General features: G+C 36.1%; 18 protein-coding genes. 2 read left to right on the forward strand and 16 right to left on the reverse strand.

The window, feature by feature from the left end; translation table 11 throughout:
* Positions 1 to 74 precede the first annotated feature (74 nt).
* The 9 genes from ACQ86H_RS27265 to ACQ86H_RS27305 all read right to left on the reverse strand — a co-directional run bounded on the left by ACQ86H_RS27265 (position 75) and on the right by ACQ86H_RS27305 (position 7,344).
* A complete protein-coding gene (locus ACQ86H_RS27265) occupies positions 75 to 986 on the reverse strand; it encodes a peptidase domain-containing ABC transporter (protein WP_431293121.1) in 912 nt (303 codons plus the stop codon).
* Positions 983 to 2,197, reverse strand: coding sequence for an ABC transporter transmembrane domain-containing protein (locus ACQ86H_RS27270; RefSeq protein ID WP_431293122.1), 1,215 nt, complete (start codon positions 2,195 to 2,197; stop codon positions 983 to 985). Before ACQ86H_RS27270 ends, ACQ86H_RS27265 begins: the two co-directional genes overlap by 4 nt.
* Positions 2,198 to 2,610: 413 nt before the next feature.
* Entirely contained in the window at positions 2,611 to 3,276 is a 666-nt protein-coding gene (locus ACQ86H_RS27275; RefSeq protein ID WP_431293123.1) for a hypothetical protein, read from the reverse strand.
* 2 nt (positions 3,277 to 3,278) lie between these two features.
* Entirely contained in the window at positions 3,279 to 3,485 is a 207-nt protein-coding gene (locus ACQ86H_RS27280; RefSeq protein ID WP_431293124.1) for a hypothetical protein, read from the reverse strand.
* A 126-nt stretch (positions 3,486 to 3,611) separates the two neighbouring features.
* Positions 3,612 to 3,926: a hypothetical protein gene (locus ACQ86H_RS27285; protein WP_431293125.1), complete on the reverse strand. Its 315-nt coding sequence runs from the start codon at positions 3,924 to 3,926 to the stop codon at positions 3,612 to 3,614.
* 56 nt (positions 3,927 to 3,982) lie between these two features.
* The gene (locus ACQ86H_RS27290; RefSeq protein WP_431293126.1) at positions 3,983 to 4,453 is read right to left on the reverse strand and encodes a hypothetical protein; all 471 of its coding nucleotides are present in this window, start codon (positions 4,451 to 4,453) and stop codon (positions 3,983 to 3,985) included.
* Between the two features lie 175 nt (positions 4,454 to 4,628).
* The gene (locus tag ACQ86H_RS27295) at positions 4,629 to 5,126 is read right to left on the reverse strand and encodes a thioredoxin family protein (protein ID WP_431295485.1); all 498 of its coding nucleotides are present in this window, start codon (positions 5,124 to 5,126) and stop codon (positions 4,629 to 4,631) included.
* Between the two features lie 263 nt (positions 5,127 to 5,389).
* On the reverse strand, positions 5,390 to 5,581 hold the full coding sequence (locus ACQ86H_RS27300; RefSeq protein WP_431293127.1) for a hypothetical protein: 192 nt from the start codon (positions 5,579 to 5,581) through the stop codon (positions 5,390 to 5,392).
* Positions 5,582 to 5,757: 176 nt separating this feature from the next.
* Positions 5,758 to 7,344: a thioredoxin domain-containing protein gene (locus ACQ86H_RS27305; RefSeq protein ID WP_431293128.1), complete on the reverse strand. Its 1,587-nt coding sequence runs from the start codon at positions 7,342 to 7,344 to the stop codon at positions 5,758 to 5,760.
* A gap of 308 nt (positions 7,345 to 7,652) precedes the next feature.
* Between ACQ86H_RS27305 and ACQ86H_RS27310 the strand changes: the two genes are divergently transcribed.
* A complete protein-coding gene (locus ACQ86H_RS27310; protein WP_431293129.1) occupies positions 7,653 to 8,366 on the forward strand; it encodes a LytR/AlgR family response regulator transcription factor in 714 nt (237 codons plus the stop codon).
* A 72-nt stretch (positions 8,367 to 8,438) separates the two neighbouring features.
* Here the strand turns inward: ACQ86H_RS27310 and ACQ86H_RS27315 are convergent, their stop codons facing one another.
* The 7 genes from ACQ86H_RS27315 to ACQ86H_RS27345 all read right to left on the reverse strand — a co-directional run bounded on the left by ACQ86H_RS27315 (position 8,439) and on the right by ACQ86H_RS27345 (position 19,018).
* Positions 8,439 to 10,313, reverse strand: a complete 1,875-nt coding sequence (locus ACQ86H_RS27315; RefSeq protein WP_431293130.1) for a RagB/SusD family nutrient uptake outer membrane protein — start codon at positions 10,311 to 10,313, stop codon at positions 8,439 to 8,441.
* Positions 10,314 to 10,347: 34 nt separating this feature from the next.
* Entirely contained in the window at positions 10,348 to 13,626 is a 3,279-nt protein-coding gene (locus ACQ86H_RS27320; protein ID WP_431293131.1) for a SusC/RagA family TonB-linked outer membrane protein, read from the reverse strand.
* A gap of 654 nt (positions 13,627 to 14,280) precedes the next feature.
* Complete coding sequence (gene recG / locus ACQ86H_RS27325; protein WP_431293132.1) at positions 14,281 to 16,386, reverse strand: ATP-dependent DNA helicase RecG; 2,106 nt, start codon at positions 16,384 to 16,386, stop codon at positions 14,281 to 14,283.
* Positions 16,387 to 16,392: 6 nt separating this feature from the next.
* Positions 16,393 to 16,776, reverse strand: coding sequence for an EamA family transporter (locus ACQ86H_RS27330; RefSeq protein ID WP_431293133.1), 384 nt, complete (start codon positions 16,774 to 16,776; stop codon positions 16,393 to 16,395).
* Positions 16,777 to 17,043: 267 nt separating this feature from the next.
* Complete coding sequence (locus ACQ86H_RS27335) at positions 17,044 to 17,424, reverse strand: RidA family protein (protein ID WP_138819541.1); 381 nt, start codon at positions 17,422 to 17,424, stop codon at positions 17,044 to 17,046.
* Between the two features lie 12 nt (positions 17,425 to 17,436).
* Entirely contained in the window at positions 17,437 to 17,574 is a 138-nt protein-coding gene (locus tag ACQ86H_RS27340) for a DUF6728 family protein (protein WP_317039670.1), read from the reverse strand.
* A gap of 97 nt (positions 17,575 to 17,671) precedes the next feature.
* A complete protein-coding gene (locus ACQ86H_RS27345) occupies positions 17,672 to 19,018 on the reverse strand; it encodes an OmpA family protein (RefSeq protein WP_431293134.1) in 1,347 nt (448 codons plus the stop codon).
* A 171-nt stretch (positions 19,019 to 19,189) separates the two neighbouring features.
* On the opposite strand from ACQ86H_RS27345, the gene ACQ86H_RS27350 reads away from it, so the two are divergent.
* Positions 19,190 to 20,479 (forward strand): aminopeptidase P family protein, encoded by a 1,290-nt coding sequence (locus ACQ86H_RS27350; protein WP_431293135.1) that lies wholly within the window; start codon positions 19,190 to 19,192, stop codon positions 20,477 to 20,479.
* The last annotated feature ends 65 nt before the right edge of the window (positions 20,480 to 20,544 follow it).

The raw sequence follows: 20,544 nt of genomic DNA on the forward strand, positions 1-20,544 counted from the left end.
ATAATTTCGTTCACTTCTTCGCTATTTTGATATATCGTTTCCTGTTCAAGTGGCATGTTTTATCAATATATTAACTAGCTTCCTAATTCCAGCTGATTTTTAACCAAGTTATAATATTCTCCCTTACTTTTTGTAAGTTCTGCATGACTCCCCTGCTCAACAATAATCCCTTTATCAAGTACCACAATATTATCGGCGTTTTTAACCGTACTGAGTCTGTGGGCGACCACTACAACCGTCCTTCCTTTAAAAAAATCTTTCAAATTTTCCATAATAACCTTTTCATTATTGGCATCAAGCGCGTTGGTCGCTTCATCAAAAAAGATATATTCAGGATTTTTATAAACTGCCCTGGCAATTAATATTCGCTGCTTCTGCCCCTGGCTAATTCCATTTCCTTCAGCACCGATTTTAGTATGTAAACCTAAAGGCAGACTTTCGATTAAATCGCCTATATTGGCTATTTTAATAGCATGTTGTAATTTTGTAGTATCAGGATATTCATCTCCAACTGCAATATTTTTAACAATGCTATCCGAAAATATAAAACCATCTTGCATTACAATACCGCATTGTCCGCGCCAATACCGATACCCAATCTGATCTATATGGGTTTGCCCTACTTTTATTTCTCCTTTTTGCGGCACATAAAACCGCAGCAATAATTTTAAAATGGTGGTTTTACCACTCCCACTCATACCTACAATAGCCGTGGTTTTTCCTTCTGGAATTGCTAGATCTATTCCCTTTAAAACGGGTTCATTACCTGCACCTGGATAAGTAAAACTTAAATTTTGGATAGAGATACTTTTATTTACTGGTAAATCTTTCAAAAATATTTTATCAATGGGCTCTTCATCATTTAGTTGGTGTATCTCGTTTAAACGCTCTAAACTTATTTTGGCGTCTTGTAGTGATTGGATAAAACCCAACAGCTGCTCTATTGGACTATTTACTTGGCCTACTATATATTGAACAGCCATCATCCCCCTAAGGTTAAGTCGCCATCTATCACCGATTTTGCAACCAAAAATGTAATGAGGATATTTTTACCTTCATTAATAAAAAAAGCACCGGTTTGCTGTATTTGTCCTAATGATAAACTTTTTACGCCAAACCTAAATAAACCCGCTTGTACATGCTCCCACTCCCATCGCTTTTGTTGTTCACAATTATTCAATTTAATTTCCTGCATTCCACCTATAAGTTGCACGATGGCAGTTTGATTTTTAGAAGATAATTCAAATGTCTTAAAATCAAGATCTCGCCTTTTTTTGAGGAAAGCAATTACCCAAAGTGAATAAAGTACGCTACTTAATAAAAAAATAAGAAAAATATTTAGGTTGTAGTATGCAAGCACTCCTGCAAATACCAAGAGGTTAAACAATGAGAAAACGATACTTAACGTAGAACCAGTTAAAAAACTTTGTATCCTACCCTGATCGCTCATGCGTTGCATAATATCACCAGTCATCTTACTATCGAAAAAACTCATGGGAAGTTTCATCAGCTTAATCAAAAAATCGGTCAGAATAGAAATACTTATGCGCGTACTAATGTGCAACAAAATCCATGAGCGAATAAAATCTACACTCATCCTACCCAAAAATAACATTGTTTGTGCTATAAGAATAATGTAGATAAAATTTAAGTTTCGGGTGTTGATCCCAATATCTACAATCGATTGGGTAAGGAAAGGAACAATTAACTGAAGCAAGCTACCAACAGCTAGCCCCACAAATAACTGTGCTATTAATTGTTTGTACTGGTATAAGTAGCGCAGTAAATAGCCCCAATTTAAACCCAAGCCTTTATCTCCTTCCAGTGTATATAAATCAGGGGTTGGTGAAAGTATTAATACAATTCCTTGGCTTTTACCATTACTATTTGTACTTAACCAACCTCTTGTAAACTCCTCATAACTATATTTGATCAAGCCTTTGGCTGGATCGGCAACGTAAAAACTATTACCTTTTATTCTATACAGAATTACGAAGTGGTTTTGGTTCCAGTGTATAATTAAGGGAAATTCAGCAGCTGATAATTGGATTAATGTAAGCTTACTACCAGTCGTCCTAAAGCCAATTTTCTCCGCAGCTTCGCTAATGCCTAACAACGAAACCCCCTCCTTATTAATACCCGAAATTTCCCTTAACCTTTGTAAACTGAAATTTTTCCCATAGTATTTGGCTACCATACGCAGGCAGGTAGGCCCACAGTCCATTTGATCGGCTTGCTTGTAAAAGGGGAAGGTTTTCAATGTTGGTTTTCTATGGTTTAAGTGTTGTAAAAGTGTATATTCTTTCTTTTAGCTTCCTGATCTTAGAAAGTCGTGTACACCATATTTATTATTATCCAAAATCATAAAATTTCAAGAGCTGATCTTTTGTTTCATTAAATTTGAAATTTTAACAGTGTATCAAATGGCCATTGTAATTTGTAAATGTTGTTGATTAATGAAATGTGCCTATTCATGTAACAATTTAGCTTTCTGATCAGTAAATACAAATAGTACTTGAAAGCATCAGGTAAAAAACCTCACAATAGGTTAAAAAAAATACTCAAACATCTGAATTGACCAACCCACCCATTAACTTTAGAATAAACATATTACATTAAATATTTTAAGTAAGCTTGCCGAATTTTTTCCAAACGTTGCTCAGTTCCATTAAACATATTTTGAACTAAACCAGGCTGTTCATTGTGTATGGTGGTAATATCTGAATAACCAAAATCTTTCTGTCGTGAGATAAAAGGATAAAGTATCATTTTATGGCTTGTTAGATTAGCTAAAACCAAATCCGCTACATCATCATCCTTAAACTTATAATTGAGTATTTTTTTAAAAATGTTCTTATAAAGGACAATAAATTGGGTAGATAAGAATGTATTTAGCCAATATCTGTTTTCTGTTAATGGCACTACTTCTCCATATCCTGCAATACCCCCGGAAAGAATGGCAGCACCCTGTTCGTGTGATGCTATAATATTCTGCATCAGGTATTCGGCATTATAATATTCCGTAAATTCATGATCGTCTTCACACATAATAATTACATCATCATCATTTTCTAGCGCCAGTTTAATCATTTTTAAAATGCTGTTCCAAAGCCCAACCGCGCCGATTTCGTGTTTACAGGCTTCCAAAACAGTAACATCAAACTCCGGTCTGTTTTTAAATTGCTTTAAAATATGGGCTAATCTATCAGTCCTTTCCTGCATATTGATAACATATGTGGCTATTGAAAATCCATCATATTCTGTGTTACTTTTCATAGTTATTTAGCGACATTATAAAAATTGGCTACCTTCACCAGTTCCTCCAGTTTACTGTTTACACCCTTAAAAAGCCGCTCTACCCGCGCTGTCCCATTATTCTTTAATGTTACATCAGAATAGCCAAATTCTTTTTGTACTGAAACAAAAGGAGCGATTACGAACTTATTTTCTGTAAGTGACGATATTTTTAAGATCCGCAACATCATTAGCGGTAAATGACGATTCCAATATTTTTTTAAAAAACTGTTTAAAGATTATCGTAAACTGTAATCCCGTAAAAGAATCAATCCAAAATAGATTTTCAGAAACCTGCAAGGCGTCTTTAAACCAGCTTATCCCCCCAACAATATATCCGCTTGTTTTTCTTGAGCTTCTTTTATAAGATTTGACAGTTTTTGTGGATTATAATTTTTCGTAAATCTATGATCATCCTCGCATATCAAAATATAATCATCTTCTTTTATAGATACATTTTCAATGATTTGGACGATAGTTTGCCACAATCCCAAAGCGCCATTCTTGTTTTCAATTGCCTTTATAAAGTTGATCTTAAACTGGTTTTTCTTTGAAAATTGATTAATAGAATGAACTCTACGACTGGTTCTCTTTTCTAAATTGATAATGTAGGTCTTGATATTTTCTTGCATTAACTCTTCTTCTATAATATTAAATTATCTTTTTTCGTGAATACTGGATACAACTCTTAACTTGTCCATCTACTTTTTCCGTCTCTCATTTTTTTTATTGCAGATTCTATTTGCTCATTTTTATGCTCATCATCTTCAGATCTATGCAAGTCCAATTCTGAAATTGCATCGTCAATTCGGCCCAGTTTAAACAATAAGTCTGATTTAGTCCAGAAACTGTAGGGATCTTCAGGTATATCTTTACTATTATACCATTTAAGAGCTTCATTGAGAATCATTTTATCATCACAGCCATTAATAATACTTTGTGTTGCATTTTCAATAAACCGATAGGTAAATTTTCGTTTATACAACTGGTGAGTGATAATTTTGGCTAAATTGGTCCAATCTTTTGTCCAACTGTAATAACTAAATTTTGAATAGTCCATTATTGTTGATGAAAATCTGGGGTAATCATGATCAAGTCTTTTCTTTAATGCTGCCCAATTAACCTTCTTCTGGATTTCTCCGCTATAAATCACCATCATTGCAGCAGGTCTATACTCGGTTTTCCCATTTACTCTTAAAAACTTTATGGCTATTTCACTGAAAACAATCCTTGATACAATTTCAGCACATCTATTTATGCCAATAACTTGATCTACCTGATCAGGATAATTAGTTAATATCCTGAAACCTATATCACTACTCTTATTTGTTGCTCTAGCGATAAATTCTATATTTTTTTGGTGAGTAATTTTTTTGAGTCTTTAAATAATTATTTATATAGTCTGGCACCTTTACATAATCATTTACCCGCTCGCTTGCGTTAACTAGTTTCAACAAAAAAAGTTCACCTCTATTCCCCTTATTAAACTCTTTAACAAAAGTTAAATACTGCGTTTGAGGATTTAAACCCATTTTCAGTTCATCGATAAAAACGTCCGCCCTCATATAACCAATCACTTTATGAACCAAAACGCCATCGGGACTTAAAATAGCATACGTTGGATACCCCTGAATATTTAATTCTTTAATAATGTTTAAGGCATCAGGATATCGATCTCTAATTTCAATAACATCATTTGCAGAGGTATCGCAACGGTAACTGCTACTTATAAAATTCTTATTTAAATATTCTGCTACACTATCTTGCGTAAATATTTCAGCCTCCATCCGTCTGCATGGAACGCACCAGCTTGTATTAAAATCTAAAAAAATAAATTTGTTTTCCTGCTTGGCTTTTTTTTAATCTCTTCCCATTTAAGTTTTTGTTGAAAATTTATTGCGCTATGTTTTTGTTGTGCACAAACTGATAAACTTGTCATGGATAAAAAGAATAAGATAAAAAGTGCCTTTTTCATAATTTTTTTTATTACTTTTTAGAAGATTTAAAAGAGGTATTTTTTTAAATGGATGAAATGGGATCAAAGCATGCTTTGATCCCAAATAATATTATGAGCGGCATACCCAACCATTACAAACTATTGTAGCTCCACTAGGCACCCAGCTTGGCTCTCCGCATGAATAGCAGGCTTGGTAGTTACAGCATTTATAGTATCCCCCTGCTCCGCTTCCTGATCCATTATCATCTCCCCCATTACTTTCCTCAACTGTGACCTTGTTAACACTTCACCTTTATCAAAGGCATTTGGTTTTAAACTTAATTTTTTCATTGTTTAATGTTTAATTTTGTGATTTAAGATTTTGTTACCCTTTCACGCAAGGGTAACTTAAGCGATACCGGTGTACGCCAGTATTCGTTCTGGGGCAGTTTCGTTGCAACCGTGCTGCCCCTTTTTGTACAAAAGAACTATCACTTTACATATCCAGAAACAAGTTCAAGATGATATTAAGCAATTAAATATTTTATATCCTCTAAGCGATATGGTACTGGTAATTTATATCCATTTACCAAAATAGTTGGTGTAAAAGAGATTTCGGCCATTTCACACCAGTCTTTTTGTTTTTGTATTACCACATCTATTTCATGATCAAAATGAACGGGGTATTTTTTAGCCCAATGTTCGTATTTTTTTACGGTTTGCGTATACCAATCACTAAGTGCACGCTCTACTAAAGCGGTATCGTTCAATTTAGTTAAGGCACTGATATGCCGTGCTACTTTGGTTTTTTCATCATTATCATGATCGGCTGTAGTGAAAATAATTTTCAACTGTAGATCGTCTCTTGTTTTAAGCCATTCTTCTAGGATTTCATGTGTATTACCACATGGCCCACAAAATGGGTTACTTACCATAGTAATTATCGTTTGAGCTTGAGGATTACCTAAAACTACAGGCATTAAATCATTATTTACCGCATAACGAGGTTGGTTTAAAAGTGCTTGGTTAAATAATTCATTGTTATATTTGAAATTTTTAAGCTGTTGGGAAAGCAATTTAAACTGGGATGTTTTTAAAAATAATGGTTTCAATAAAGACCAAATTATAATAGGTAAAAAGAAACAGATTAATAATGTGAATAAGAAACTTGGAGATATATAGGCTGCAAAGCTAAAAGACCAAAGACCAAAGTTTAAGGCAATAAGATTTTCAAACAGCAGCAATACTTGCACTATACAACACAATACACACCAGTTTTTGTGTTTATACTGGTAAGCGATAGAATAAAAGGTATATGGTAAAGCCAATGCACTTAGCCAACCAATCAAGGCAAAACTAACAGGTTTGAGTAATAGACAAAGGAAAGAACCTGTAAAATAAAAGAATCCGACCTCGCTCCAGCTTAGCCATTTAGTAATTTTTGCAGCATTTGATTTTAAAATGGCATTACAGTTATTTTTATTGCCTAGGCTACATAAGTTTTGTACAAGGGGATTATTAGCGTCAATACTATGCGTCAACAAAAGTATGCTCACAGCAATGCCAGTAAGTTTCGATAATAATACTAAACCATAACCCAAAGTTATCGATTGAAAGTTTACTGCCATTAAAATGCTTATAGTGATTATTAACACTAAAATTGGCAATTTGGCTGTACTAAAGATTTCGAGCAAACGTTTATTTTTATAACCAGGTTCTGTACTATTTTCGTTGGCTTCCGCCCTTAAAACACTGCCACTCCATTTTTTCAGAAATTCATCTTCTGGCATGGATGCATTTAAATGCTTTTCGTCGCTATAGTTTATTTGGCCTTGGTTAATGCTATTAATTAAAATAAAACTACCTCCATTAGGCATTAATTGTGCAATGAAAGGTATTTCATAATCTTTATAATTTTCTTTAGGAATTCTCCTCGCTTCATTTGCAATATACCAATCAGTAAGGCAATCGGATAGCGCCATTAAACTTGGGTAATCAGGATGATTTCCTAAACACTCTTTTATTGTGGTTTCAGTGACACTTACATTTAATTTTTCTACCAAAAGCTTTGTAACTGCTTCAATATTGTTTAATTTATTTTTAAATAAAAACATACATATTTATTTTTAATTATACAATCTAAAAACAATTAAACTTACTTTTTTAATTTTTATTCCAACCCCCCAAAATATTATGTAAACCCTCTAAAATCAACAAAACATAAAACTGTTAATCGAATAATTTCAAACAATCATACAAACACATTCGATCTATTTTAAAAAAAAATTAAAAAATAAAATACTAATAGACAACCACTTACAAAGTAAATTTTGAAATTAAAAGATTTTTTCATTTATAATCAAAATTTACTACTAAAAAGTTCGTTATTGTTTTAACTGTTAACGCAACACTACTCAATATTTTGAAAACATTCTCATGTATAATAATAGATGATGAGCCTATTGCCTTAAAATTATTGGCAGGTTGCATTAGCAAAATGACATATCTAAATCTAATTAAAACATACATCAATACAGAAGTAGCCCTACAAGATATTATCACTCTAGAGAATAATATAGATTTTGCATTTATAGATGTGAAAATTTCAGGATTAGATAGGTTGGCACTAGCCACCCAAATTGCTCATAAAGTTGAAAATATTGTGTTGGTAAGTGCAAATTTACAACATGCAATAGATGGTTATAATATTAATGCCAAACACTTTTTGTACAAACCTTTTGACTTCACATCTTTTGAAAAAACTGTTAATGCTGTAATTGATAATATAGCAAAAGAAAATCCCTATATTATGGTAAAATTAAGTTGCACTCAAATTCGACGAATTTATGTTGACGAGATAATAGCAGTTGAAGGTAATGGAAATTATATTAATATATATACAACCGATGCGGTACTAACTCCTTATTATAAATTGGTGGATATGGAATTTAACTTAAAAGCTTTTTTGTTTATAAAGCGTGTCAACAAATCTTATATCATATCAACGAAGTATATTGAAAAAATAGACGGTTTTTTAATATCTCTTAAAAACGGGCTAAATGTATCAGTTGGTGAAAGTTATCGATCTAATTTTAAAAAAGCAAGACTAAACTACTTTGAGAATGAAGCCAAATAAGCTTACAGCATTCATCATAAACATGAAAGCCCGATGAGTATGTTACTCATCGGGCTTTTTTACCAAAAGAATTTAGTAACCCGGGTTTTGTTCGAGAGCGTTATTTTTGTTTACTTCATCGCGGCTAAATGGCCTGAAATAAAGTTTATCGTTCCAACTCCTATTTTCCTGTGCATTTTCTACAACTGGAGTGTAGGTATAATCGTAAACGGTATTATCGTAATGGTAAGGGGCCGACATGGTTTTGCCAGATTTAAATTTGCCGATAACCTTAATATAAGTGGTTTTTCTGCCCAATGTTTCGCTAGCGATTAACCACCTGCGGGTATCATGATAACGTTGTTCTTCGTAAGCCATTTCGATACGGCGTTCGTGACGGTAAACCTCTCTAAGTCCATCCTGATCTGTAGCGGTTACCGCTGGCATACCTGCTCTGAAACGGATTTTGTTTAACCACTCTGTTGCTTTACTTAATTCACCAAGCTCAATACTGGCCTCAATAAAATTAAACACTGCTTCGGTATACCTGAAGAATGGCCACGGTACATTCTGCGACATAGAAGCATCAACAATAGTTGGATCCGGATCGATAAATTTATGATAATAGTATCCGGTCCAACTGCCATTCCAGTTTTCGATAGAACTCGCACGTGTATCTAAGCCTTTAAAGTCGATTCGGGAACCATTATCCATTAAGTCGTATACTCCAGTTTGGATCTGGCTGGCAGGGTCCACGTTACCCGAAGCTTTATCGCGTGGTTTCCAACCTGCACCATCGTACAAAACGGTAGCATAAAAACGAGGGTCTCTGTCCTGATAAGGATTAGCTTTTTGTGTGGTATTTGTCCAGCTAAATTTACTGCCATCTTTCATCTCATAATCATCAACCAGCAAGCCGATAGGTGTATTTCCAGCCCAGTTATGGTAACCATTCGGCCCATTTTGCTGCGCATGTTTAATATTATTCTGGATGATAAAATAACGTGCAAAAATGAGTTCTGATGCCGCAGTAGCATCTATACCCGGTGCCTTACTTGCTCCGCCCATGGCAATGCTTTTATAATTTAACTGGCCATCTGTTACCGAAGCGGGCGCAGAAAGATTTAACTTATAACCTGTACCTAAATCCATAACTGCTTTAGCAGCAGTTTGAGCCAAACGGTAACGGTCTGGCTGGCTGCCACTGGCATAACTTAAAAAATCTAATTTTTGAGCAGCAATACCCGTAACTTTAGAAGTAAGTTTCGCCCTGTCATGCAAATCGCTCGCAGCGTATATCAACACTCTTGATTTTAAGGCCAATGCCGCATTTGAAGTAGTACGCCCTTTATCTAACGTTTTGCCTGTTAACAACCTGCTGGCTTCATCGCAATCTTTAACAATAAAATTTACACACTCTTCGTACGTATTTCTTTTTACGTTATAGTTATCATCTAGCACATAAATTTTTGTGATAAGGGGTACAGCGCCATAGTAACGCAATAACTGCTGATAATAGTAAGCCCTTAAAAAATAAGCTTCGCCCAATAACTGATCTTTTAACGTTTGGCTGGTTAGTGAATTATCTCCACTAGTAATTTTTTCGATGGTAATATTACAGGCCCTGATGCGGTTGTACATTTGCTTATACGCCCAGGTATCGTCTACCCAACCTAATGTAGAAGGGTTAATGGTAGCATTATTAACCAGGTCTATACCACGGGTTGGGTGTGTAAACAAGGCTTCATCTGAAACAGAAGCTAACATTTGTTCAGAGAAACCTCCATTACCCAATCCGTTATAGATATCATTAACGAAGGCCTGTGCAGTTGCCGGATCTTTCCATACTGATTCTGCCGGCACCTGGCCGGGCGATTCTACATCTAAAAAATCTTTTTTACAGGATGCTGCAAAAATGGTGGTAAAAATTAATATATAGAGCTTTATATTTTTATTTATTGCTTTCATATTCTTGATTGTAACGGTTAAACTTGATTACACTTTAAAAAGCGGCTTTAATACCAAAATTGATTACCCTGGCCTGTGGATAATATTGGCCACTTGAATTGGTTGATTCGGGATCCCAGATCTTGATTTTATCCAATGTAGCCAGGTTTAATCCGTTCGCATAAACCCTTACACTGTTCAGCCCCACTTTTTCTACCAGGGTATTTGGCAAGGTATAGCCTAACTCTACATTTTTAAGCCTGATGTAATTATTGCTCCGCAACCAATAAGTATTGTTTAATGCATTATTGCTATCAGTATAATAGGTAGCTCCACGGTTAGATAAACGCGGATTTACCGAGCTTGGGTTATCAATGCTCCAACGGTTTAGGTATGACCACTCCAGGAAATTACCAATATCGCCAGATTCGGTTATACCTACAATCTGCATCCCGCCGGTTGCCCCCTGAACGAGTACCGATAAATCGAACCCTTTATATTGCAGGTTTAAATTGAAACCTCCGGTAAAGGTTGGTGTTCCATTTTTATCCAGGCGGATTTTATCATCGGCATTGATTTTGCCATCACCATTAATATCCTTAAACTTCATATCACCAGGGCGTAAGGTGCTGGTTAGCGCACCATAATTTAATGTATTGGCATTAATTTCTGCCTGATCTTTAAAAACGCCATCATAATCGTATACCAACCACGAATTGGTTATGCGGCCAGTTGAATACTGCCATTCAGGAGCACCGGGGGTTTCATCCCAAAAAATGATTTTATTTTTCGCATACCCCCCGTTTACACTCACTCCAAAGTTTAAATCACCTACCTTGTCATTGTAGCTCAATTTAAATTCAAAACCTTTGTTGTTTACTTTCCCTAAGTTAACAGGCGGTAAACGATCGGTAATACCCGAGCTTTCAGGCACAGAGCTACCTCTGCTAATTAGAATGTTTGTACGCTTATTATAGAAATAATCTAATTCAAGTGATAATTTGTTATTTAGAAAGGATGCATCCAAGCCTACGTTGGTATTATTGGCTACTTCCCATCCAAAGTTGAAATTAGGTACTTTCCCTTCTGTTAGCGTTTTAGTAACAAGATCATTAAAGGTATATGTTCCGAAATTCATTAAGCTGAGGTACTGATATTCTTGCAGCACATCTCCAAAATAAGCTTCAGCACCCATCTGACCATACGATGCCCTCAGTTTTAAATTGTTGACGAACTTAACATTTTCCTTGAAAAAAGGCTCTTCTGATAAACGCCAGCCGACCGATACGCCTGGGAAGAAACCGAAACGCCTATCGGTTGGAAAAATGTAAGAACCATCTACCCGCCACAAAAATTCGGCAAGGTATTTTTCCTTATAGTTATATCCTGCCCTTCCAAAATAACTTAAACGTGCCCGTTTGAAAAGACGATTAGGATTATTAGGATCATCTAAATTACCTAATGATTGTTCGCGTTCATCACCAGCCAATAATTCCTGAACAGATTGTGAAATAAAATATCTTCTGAAAGCGGCAAAACCATCATTATCAACCGTTTCCCGGGTTACCCCAGCCATCAGACCAATATTATGATCACCAATTTTTTTATCATAATTAATCATTCCGGTAAGGTTGATGGCCAATTGCCCGCCAGCAGTTTCCCTTAGCCTTGGATCGGTATATTGCGACCGTACCGTACCCGTTAATACTGGCGTTACACCATCGGCCTGAAAGGTTTTTTTATCCCAATCGTAAAGTGTCCAGGGCAATTGCCAGTTTTTCTGTCTGCCAGAATATTTATCAATCGCAGCAGTTCCCGTTACTTTTAATCCTTCAACACCAGGAATCTTAATTTCTACCTTACCTGTGGTTTGAAAGTAATCTCTGACATCTTTATTAGTTCCCGTTAAATCTGTAGTAGATACTACCGGGTTATAACCATATTCAATATCCTTTCCAGGCTTGCCATCTGGCCATATCGCAATTTCATTTGGGCGTCCCCTCATTAAAAACCTGAAGATATCACTAGCTCCAACTGTTGGGAAATTACGGTCTTCTTCTCTGGCCGATACCCCTAAAGTTGTGGTAATATATTTACTCAGTTTTGCTTCGAGGTTAAATCGCATATCGTACTGCTTGTACCCTGTTGCAGAATTTTTATAATATCCATCCTGATCCAGATAGCCCAAAGAAACCAGGTACTTTACATTTTCACTGCCCCCGTTGATCTGAACATTATGCCTTTGCTGAGGCGACCAATTCTGAAAAGTCGTTTTAAACCAGTCGGTATTAGGGTATCTTAGCGGATCTGAACCATCGCCAAACTTCCTGATTTCATCAGCCTTATAAGCGGCATTAATTGTTTTTCCGGTTGTAGAAGTATAAGAGCCAGTAGATTTAAAACTGTTCCATGCCGCCGACCATTCATTTGGATTAATATCGGAACCAAAGATATTCAGTTCATTCAGAATTTCGGCATATTGTACGGAATTAGCCATTTTCGGTATACGTGTAGGCTGTTGTAAACCATAACTAAAGTCGTATGAAAATTGTGGCTTTCCTGATTTACCCAATTTGGTGGTAATTAAAATTACCCCGTTAGCCGCTTGCGAACCGTAAATGGCAGCAGATGCATCCTTTAATACCGATACACTTTCAATATCGTTTGGATTTAACCTTTCGATACCACCAGCACGGTTGGGGATACCATCAATTACAATCAATGCATTGTTATTTCCAAGCGAGTTTGTTCCACGGATTCTGATGGTAGAGCCATCGTAGCCTGGCTCTCCACTCCCCTGTAAGGCCGTTACACCTGGTAAGCGCCCGGCTAATGAATTGGTTAAGTTTACCGATGAGGATTTAGCGAGTTCAGTACCTTTAACAGATGCTACGGCACCTGATACAACGGCTTTCTTTTGTGTACCATAACCCACTACAACCACTTCTGAAAGATTTTGGTTATTCTCTGATAACCGTACATTAATACTGGTTTGGTTCTTTACCTGAACCTCCTGATCTACGTAACCTACGTAGGTAAATACGAGTGTTGCATCTTCAGGCACCTTAATACTAAAATTTCCGGAGCCGTCGGTTACCGTAGTTGTTGTGCCTCCCTTCAACTTCACGCTTACGCCTGGAATCGGGCCTTTGGCATCTGTAACTTTACCCTTCACAATAATATCCTGGAGGGGCATTTTGTAAAAATCAAAAGGTTCCTTTTCATGCAATGATGTTTCGGCAGACATGCTGGCAAGTGGAGAAAAGACGAGACAACCACCGCAAACAAGAAACATGCTACCTCTGGCAAAAGTCCTCAATAGATTTTTTTTCATAGTTTTTCAATTTATTTTGGTTAGATATTGATTGTAATACAATTTAATATTCATAAGTAATCATGAACTGTCGATATTTGCATTATTATACCTTGATCTATTGAGTTAATTATCTAAATCAATCTCCCTGTAGGACTGTTGTTTGATAAATGATCAATAAATCACGTAAACCATTATGAATCCCCCTATCTGATATCATAACTAATTATACTAAATAAAACTACTGAATAAGGCAAACTCTGACTTAGACTTGTCAACTTAACAGTTCATAATTGGTTACACGCAAGATAGGAATATTGCGAATTTAAAAAAGGGGGTAAAATAATAATTGTGAGGGGCTGAATCGTAAAAAAACATTACAAAACTACGCGAAGTAGGACAAATAATACAACACCAAATATTATTGCAAAAAGCAGGGAAAAGACGTTGAAATGGAAAGAGAAAATTTAAATGGTATTGGATGCTTACTTTCTTTTGTAATTTAAACAGAATTTAGATTTATATGGTAACTAATTTTCCAGTTTTCGTATCAAGATTTTTTCTATAAATGTGAGCACCTTGTATGAATATCGAATTGATACAATTACAGGCATATATGGATTAATAGGCACTTATTTTCCGTAAAAATGATCATAATCAAGGATATAGTAAAATTTATGAAATCTTATCAAAAGAAATACCTCTCTCCAGCCTTTGTAAATGTGCCTTTAGAATCGCATTTTCAGGTTTTTCTAACTGCGGATCTACCGAAAAAAGTTCAATAACGGTATTTCGTGCTTCAGATAAAATTACCTGATCTTTAGCCAGATCTGCAAGTTTTAGATCCAGCACACCACTTTGCTGTGTACCGGTAATATCTCCAGGACCACGAAGCTGAAGGTCTATTTCCGATATTTCGAACCCGTTGTTGGTCCGCACCATCGTTTCTAAACGGATTTTGCCCTCTTTACTGAGTTTATTACCACTCATTAAGATACAGAAAGACTGCTCTGCCCCACGACCTACCCTGCCACGCAACTGGTGAAGCTGTGAAAGACCAAACCGTTCGGCATTTTCAATCACCATTACAGAAGCATTAGGTACGTTAACGCCTACTTCAATTACGGTTGTAGCCACCATAATCTGACTTTTTCCATCAATAAACTGCTGCATTTCGAACTGCTTATCTGCATTTGGCATTTGTCCATGCACAATACTAATCTGGTAATCGGGTCGGGGAAATTGGTAGCTCAGCTGCTCAATTCCAGCTTCGAGATGTAAAAGGTCTAACTTCTCGCTTTCCTTAATCAAAGGATAAACAATATAAACCTGCCTTCCTTTGGCAATTTCCTGCTTCATAAAACCAAACATTCTAAGTCGTTGGCCTTCAAAAAGGTGCCTTGTTTCGATTGGTTTTCTGCCTGCAGGTAATTCATCAATAATAGAAACATCAAGATCACCATATAGGGTCATTGCCAAAGTACGCGGAATTGGCGTAGCAGTCATTACAAGGATATGGGGAGGGATAATATTTTTCCGCCAAAGCTTAGCACGTTGTTCCACCCCAAAACGGTGTTGTTCATCGATTACAACCAATCCTAAATTTTTAAACTGAACCTTATCTTCAATCAATGCATGCGTTCCAATCAAAATATCGATTTCTCCATTCTCCAATTGATTGTGCAAAACAGTACGTTCCTTCTTTTTAGTATTTCCGGTAAGAATGGAAACACGCACCAGGTCTTGGGTTACAAGCTCTGTGATAGAGGCATAGTGCTGACGCGCTAAAATTTCGGTCGGAGCCATCATACAAGCCTGATAGCCGTTATCATTTGCCAGAAGCATGCTCATCAATGCAACAGCCGTTTTACCACTCCCTACGTCGCCCTGAACAAGCCTGTTCATTTGTACACCGCGTTGTGTATCAATCCTGATTTCCTTAACTACACGTTTTTGAGCATTAGTTAACTCAAATGGCAAAAATTCCTTATAAAAACGGTTCACCTTTTCACCAACCTTATCGAAGGTTGCACCTTTAAATTTTAATTGACGCAAGTGTTTATTATGCAGAAGTTGCAGCTGAATAAAAAACAGCTCTTCAAACTTTAGCCGCCTTTCAGCAGCGCTTAAATCCTTTTGATTTTTAGGAAAATGAATATTCAGCAATGCAATCCTCTTATCCGGCAACTGATATTTATCGATGATGTACTGCGGAAGGTTTTCAGGTACCTGCGGAATAACCTGATCCAATAAACCCGCAATCAGGCGCTGCAAGCCTTTTGAATCGAGATTAAATTTTTTAAGCTTTTCTGAGGAGTTATAAACAGGCTGCAGGGTTAAATTCCCTCGTCCCACCTGTTTGCGCTGATACAGCTCCATTTCAGGGTGTGAGATGCTGAATGTTCCGTTAAAGATGCTTGGTTTCCCAAAGGCCACGTAAGCTGTCCCCACAGTAATGTGATCGTCAACCCATTTTAAGCTCTGGAACCAAACCAATTCCATAATTCCGGTTTCATCTTTAAAAACAGCAATAATACGTTTCGCCCTTTTATCACCTATTACTTTTTTGCTGATTACACGCCCGATAATCTGGATATACTGCGAATCGGGATTAATCTGGTTGATCTTAAAATATTTTGTACGGTCTATATACCTGAAGGGATAGTGTGCAAGCATATCCCGATAAGTGAATAAGCCGAGATCCTTCTTCAAAACATCGGCACGGCTTGTACCAACGCCTTTCAAAAACTCAACAGGTGTATCTAATACCGAATTAAACAAAATATTCTACTGTTTCTTATAAACAACACTTTTTAGCAAAGCCGCATTAAAAATAACGATCGATAGCAGCAAAAGCAAATAAGCAAAAAGTTGGTGCAGATCTATTTTCTCATTAAAGTAGAAAAATACCACAGTAAAAGCAACAATTGGATTGAGATAAATTAAAATACCCGGAGCAGAAGAGGGTATTGCCATCAAGGCATAGGAATTTAAAAAAAATTGGAAAATGCTGAATACAATGGCGATCAAAAATATATGCAACCAAAAGAAGGTTTCGGTAGAAAAAGGAGCAGCATTGAGAAAATACAATGGAAGCATCATTAATCCGGATAAAACCAATTGAATGCCTAAAAAATTAAATTTATCTACATCTTTAATTAATTTTAGCACAATAACATATATAGCATAAAAGGATAATAGCCCACATAACTTCGTGTAAGGAGCCTGCTGCCAACAGAAATTTAGATCATTTTTACTACTTGCTTTCTGAATAAAAGAGTGGTTCCCCAAACAACAATAATGGAAACAAATATTCTGTAGTACTAAATTCTTATGGTTGAAAACCTTTTATATTACGCAAAGGTATAGACATTGTTCCCCAGATAATTGTAAGGAACAATGCCCGATATAAAACATTCCTCTTGTTTTCTACAAAAATTAGCCCGCAACCGCGATTACAGAGATTTCTACATTAACATTTTTAGGTAACACCGAAACCTGAACTGTTTCCCGAGCTGGAAAATCAGCAGTAAAATACTGTCCATAAACCTCATTTACCTGAGCAAAGGTTCCCATATCGGTTAAGAAAATAGTAGACTTTACTACATTCTCAAAAGTTAAACCTGCTTCAAGCAAAACTGCTTTAAGGTTCCGCATCACCTGGTGCGTCTCTTCTTCAATATTACCTATATTTAATTCTCCGTTTTCTGGATTAATGGCAACCTGGCCAGATACGAATAAAAAATTTCCAGCTTGTACAGCTTGGCTATATGGTCCAATTGGAGCTGGAGCATTTGTTGTTTTAATAATTTGTTTCATAAAAATTTGGGGTTATTTAGCAAGCCATTGAATAAGCTTATAGATAATACCTGCAAGAAAAATCAAGATGGCCAATGCATTAATGAAATGCATAATTCTCAGATTGATATTATTTGGCCTGTTTGGATCCTTTTTTCTAAAGAAGTACATAATACAAACTTAGCTAAAAAGCTTAACACAGAAAATTAAAAGGCATAAAAAAAGTCCTGACTTTCATCAGGACTTTCTTAAATCTTATATTGAAATACTAGTTTCTAGCAGTTTCAACACGACGGTTTTGGATACGACCTTCTTCAGTATCGTTAGAAGCAATTGGATTAGCTTCGCCATTACCTTTAGTAGCAACTTGACTAGCGTTAACGCCAGAGTTTACTAAGTAAGTTTTAACAGAGTTAGCTCTGTCTTTAGATAATTTCAAGTTATATGCAGCAGTACCTTCGCTTGAAGCGTAACCGTTTACAGTTACTTTACCACCGTTTTCACGTAACACTGAAGATAATTTATCTAAAGTAGGGTAAGACTCAGTTTTTAAAACTGAAGAATTGAAATCGAAACCGATTTTTTCGAAACCAGTTACATTCGAAGCAACAGAATCAACTGGAGCAACTTTTGGAAGAGGACAACCTGAACCATCAACAGCAGTACCAGCAGGAGTTCCTGGGCATTTATCGAATTGATCAGAAACACCGTCACCGTCAGTATCTTTTTTCAAATCTTCAACAGATTTCTCAACAGCAGAAACACGGTTTTTTAATGCTTCAACTTCTTGACGTAAAGTTGGATCTTTTAACTCATCATACATAGTAGCTAATGGGTTAGTCCACTCTAAACTTGGTTTAGCAGAAGAACCTAAAGAGAATTCTAAACCAGCATAACCGTATGAGAATTTATCTTTAGTTGTACCTTTTGCATAAACTCCGTCCAAGTTATCAGCATCAACAAAGTTCATAGTGTAACCTAAGTTAAAGTTAACACGCTCAGAAACTTTGAATTTAACACCAGCACCAACTGGAATGTAGAAACCTTTTACGTAATCTTTAGCATCATGTCTGTCATCAGCAGGACCTACAGCACTACCTTTCCAGTCGATAGTTTGACCAGAACCAGTAGTAATTTTTGGAGCATAAGCCATATAACCAGCACCGGCAGTTAAAAAGAAACCTACTGAATTCTCACGACGTAAGAAATCGATAGAACCTACGTTTACAACACCACGTAAATCTACAGCATATTGCAATTGAGTTTCGAAGTCTTTTACAGCTGGGTTAGAAATACCTTCGTTAGTACCTGAAAGTTTACCACGGGTTCCGTTTAATTCTAATCCGAAAGAGTGACCTAATTGTTTACGGATATTTAAACCGTAACCTAAATTAGCATCCCATTTGTTAAAGTCATTAGAACCGCCGATAGCAACAACTGGCATTAAAACACCACCGTGTACACCAATAGACCAAGTTCTGTACTGTCCTCTACCACCAAATACCTTGACAGCAGAAGAGGTTGCAGGAGCATCCTGAGCGACAGCAAGAGAAGCAACTCCTGTTAATGCCACTAAAGAAAGCGCAACACTTTTCTTTAAAGTAGAATAATTCATAATCTTTTTTCTTTTTTAAGGGTTAAACAATTTAATTGATTAATTTTTCAGTAAAGGCAAAATTAATCAAAATTTTAAATTTTCAAACTTTTATACAAACTCCGTTCCAAACTTTACAGTAGTTAATCATTTTATTACATTTGGCCATTACCAATATAAAATACCATTTTCATGAAATACCCTACCATTAATCAGTCATTATTTGTTTTAAATAGAAAAAACTTCACTAACAACCTAAAAAGCAATTCACTAGCTATATTTAACTCAAGTGATGAATCCCCTAGAAGCGGTGACCAGAGTTTTGTTTTTAAGCAAAATCCTGATTTATTTTATTTATCAGGAATTGATCAGGAACAAACAATTTTACTATTATATCCTGATTGTCCTAATCCTTTGTACAGAGAAGTCCTGTTTTTAAGACAGACGAACGACTACATCAAAGTTTGGGAGGGATATAAGTATACCAAAGAGCAGGCAAAAGCTGCTTCCGGCATTCAGTCCGTATATTGGTTAGAAGATTTTGATAACATTTTACATAGTATCGTTAACTATGCTGAGCATATTTATTTAAATACAAACGAAAATGATCGGTACGCCCATGAAGTTCCTTATCGCGATATCCGTTTCATTGAGAAAATGAAATCAAAATATCCATTGCATCATTATGAACGCTCGGCACCAATTATGCGGAATTTACGTGCAGTTAAATCGGATGTGGAGATCGAATTAACTAAAAAGGCATGCGCAATAACCCGCGATGCTTTTATCAGGGTATTAAAATTTACCAAACCCAGTGTTAAAGAATATGAAATTGAAGCAGAAATTATACACGAATTTATCCGTCAGGGAGGGACAGGCCATGCCTACACACCTATTATTGCCTCCGGCCATAATGCAAACATACTACACTATAATGATAATAACCAGGTTTGTAAAGATGGGGAGGTAATACTTTTCGATTTTGGAGCAGAATACGCCAATTATAATGCAGATATGAGTAGAGCTATTCCTGTTAACGGCAGGTTTACGCAAAGACAAAAGGAAGTATACAACGCAGTGCTGTACGTAATGAAAGCGTCGATTAAATTAATTAGCGAAGGGACAATATGGAATACTTACCACGAACAAGTTGGCGAAATTATGACAGAGCAACTCATTAATCTTGGGCTGATATCTACAACAGATGTAAAGAACCAAACCGCAGCGTGGCTGGCTTATAAAAAATATTTTATGCACGGCACTTCGCATCACTTAGGTATAGACGTACACGACTTTGCAGGAAGATATACTCCATTTGCAAATGGGAACATCCTTACTGTAGAGCCGGGCATTTATATTCCGGAGGAAGGCTTGGGCATCCGTTTAGAAAACAATATCCTCATCACAGCGAATGGAAATATAGATTTAATGGCCGATATCCCACTAGAAGCTGAAGAAATTGAGGAGATTATGAATAGTTAATTCCGGTTGGCAAGTTGGCAGTATTCAATTTGCAGTTTACAGTTAGACTTAGCAATAAGCAATCT

The sequence above is a fragment of the Pedobacter sp. P26 genome, assembly GCF_050632135.1.
Lineage (GTDB): Bacteria > Bacteroidota > Bacteroidia > Sphingobacteriales > Sphingobacteriaceae > Pedobacter.

What these genes read in the sequence shown, in the direction of transcription:
- ACQ86H_RS27265 (WP_431293121.1), bottom strand. Translation starts at nt 986, where the DNA reads ATGATGGCTGTTCAATATATAGTAGGCCAAGTAAATAGTCCAATAGAG.
- ACQ86H_RS27270 (WP_431293122.1), bottom strand. Translation starts at nt 2,197, where the DNA reads ATGGTAGCCAAATACTATGGGAAAAATTTCAGTTTACAAAGGTTAAGG.
- ACQ86H_RS27275 (WP_431293123.1), bottom strand. Translation starts at nt 3,276, where the DNA reads ATGAAAAGTAACACAGAATATGATGGATTTTCAATAGCCACATATGTT.
- ACQ86H_RS27280 (WP_431293124.1), bottom strand. Translation starts at nt 3,485, where the DNA reads ATGATGTTGCGGATCTTAAAAATATCGTCACTTACAGAAAATAAGTTC.
- ACQ86H_RS27285 (WP_431293125.1), bottom strand. Translation starts at nt 3,926, where the DNA reads ATGCAAGAAAATATCAAGACCTACATTATCAATTTAGAAAAGAGAACC.
- ACQ86H_RS27290 (WP_431293126.1), bottom strand. Translation starts at nt 4,453, where the DNA reads ATGATGGTGATTTATAGCGGAGAAATCCAGAAGAAGGTTAATTGGGCA.
- ACQ86H_RS27300 (WP_431293127.1), bottom strand. Translation starts at nt 5,581, where the DNA reads ATGAAAAAATTAAGTTTAAAACCAAATGCCTTTGATAAAGGTGAAGTG.
- ACQ86H_RS27305 (WP_431293128.1), bottom strand. Translation starts at nt 7,344, where the DNA reads ATGTTTTTATTTAAAAATAAATTAAACAATATTGAAGCAGTTACAAAG.
- ACQ86H_RS27315 (WP_431293130.1), bottom strand. Translation starts at nt 10,313, where the DNA reads ATGAAAGCAATAAATAAAAATATAAAGCTCTATATATTAATTTTTACC.
- ACQ86H_RS27320 (WP_431293131.1), bottom strand. Translation starts at nt 13,626, where the DNA reads ATGAAAAAAAATCTATTGAGGACTTTTGCCAGAGGTAGCATGTTTCTT.
- ACQ86H_RS27335 (WP_138819541.1), bottom strand. Translation starts at nt 17,424, where the DNA reads ATGAAACAAATTATTAAAACAACAAATGCTCCAGCTCCAATTGGACCA.
- ACQ86H_RS27340 (WP_317039670.1), bottom strand. Translation starts at nt 17,574, where the DNA reads ATGTACTTCTTTAGAAAAAAGGATCCAAACAGGCCAAATAATATCAAT.
- ACQ86H_RS27345 (WP_431293134.1), bottom strand. Translation starts at nt 19,018, where the DNA reads ATGAATTATTCTACTTTAAAGAAAAGTGTTGCGCTTTCTTTAGTGGCA.
- ACQ86H_RS27350 (WP_431293135.1), top strand. Translation starts at nt 19,190, where the DNA reads ATGAAATACCCTACCATTAATCAGTCATTATTTGTTTTAAATAGAAAA.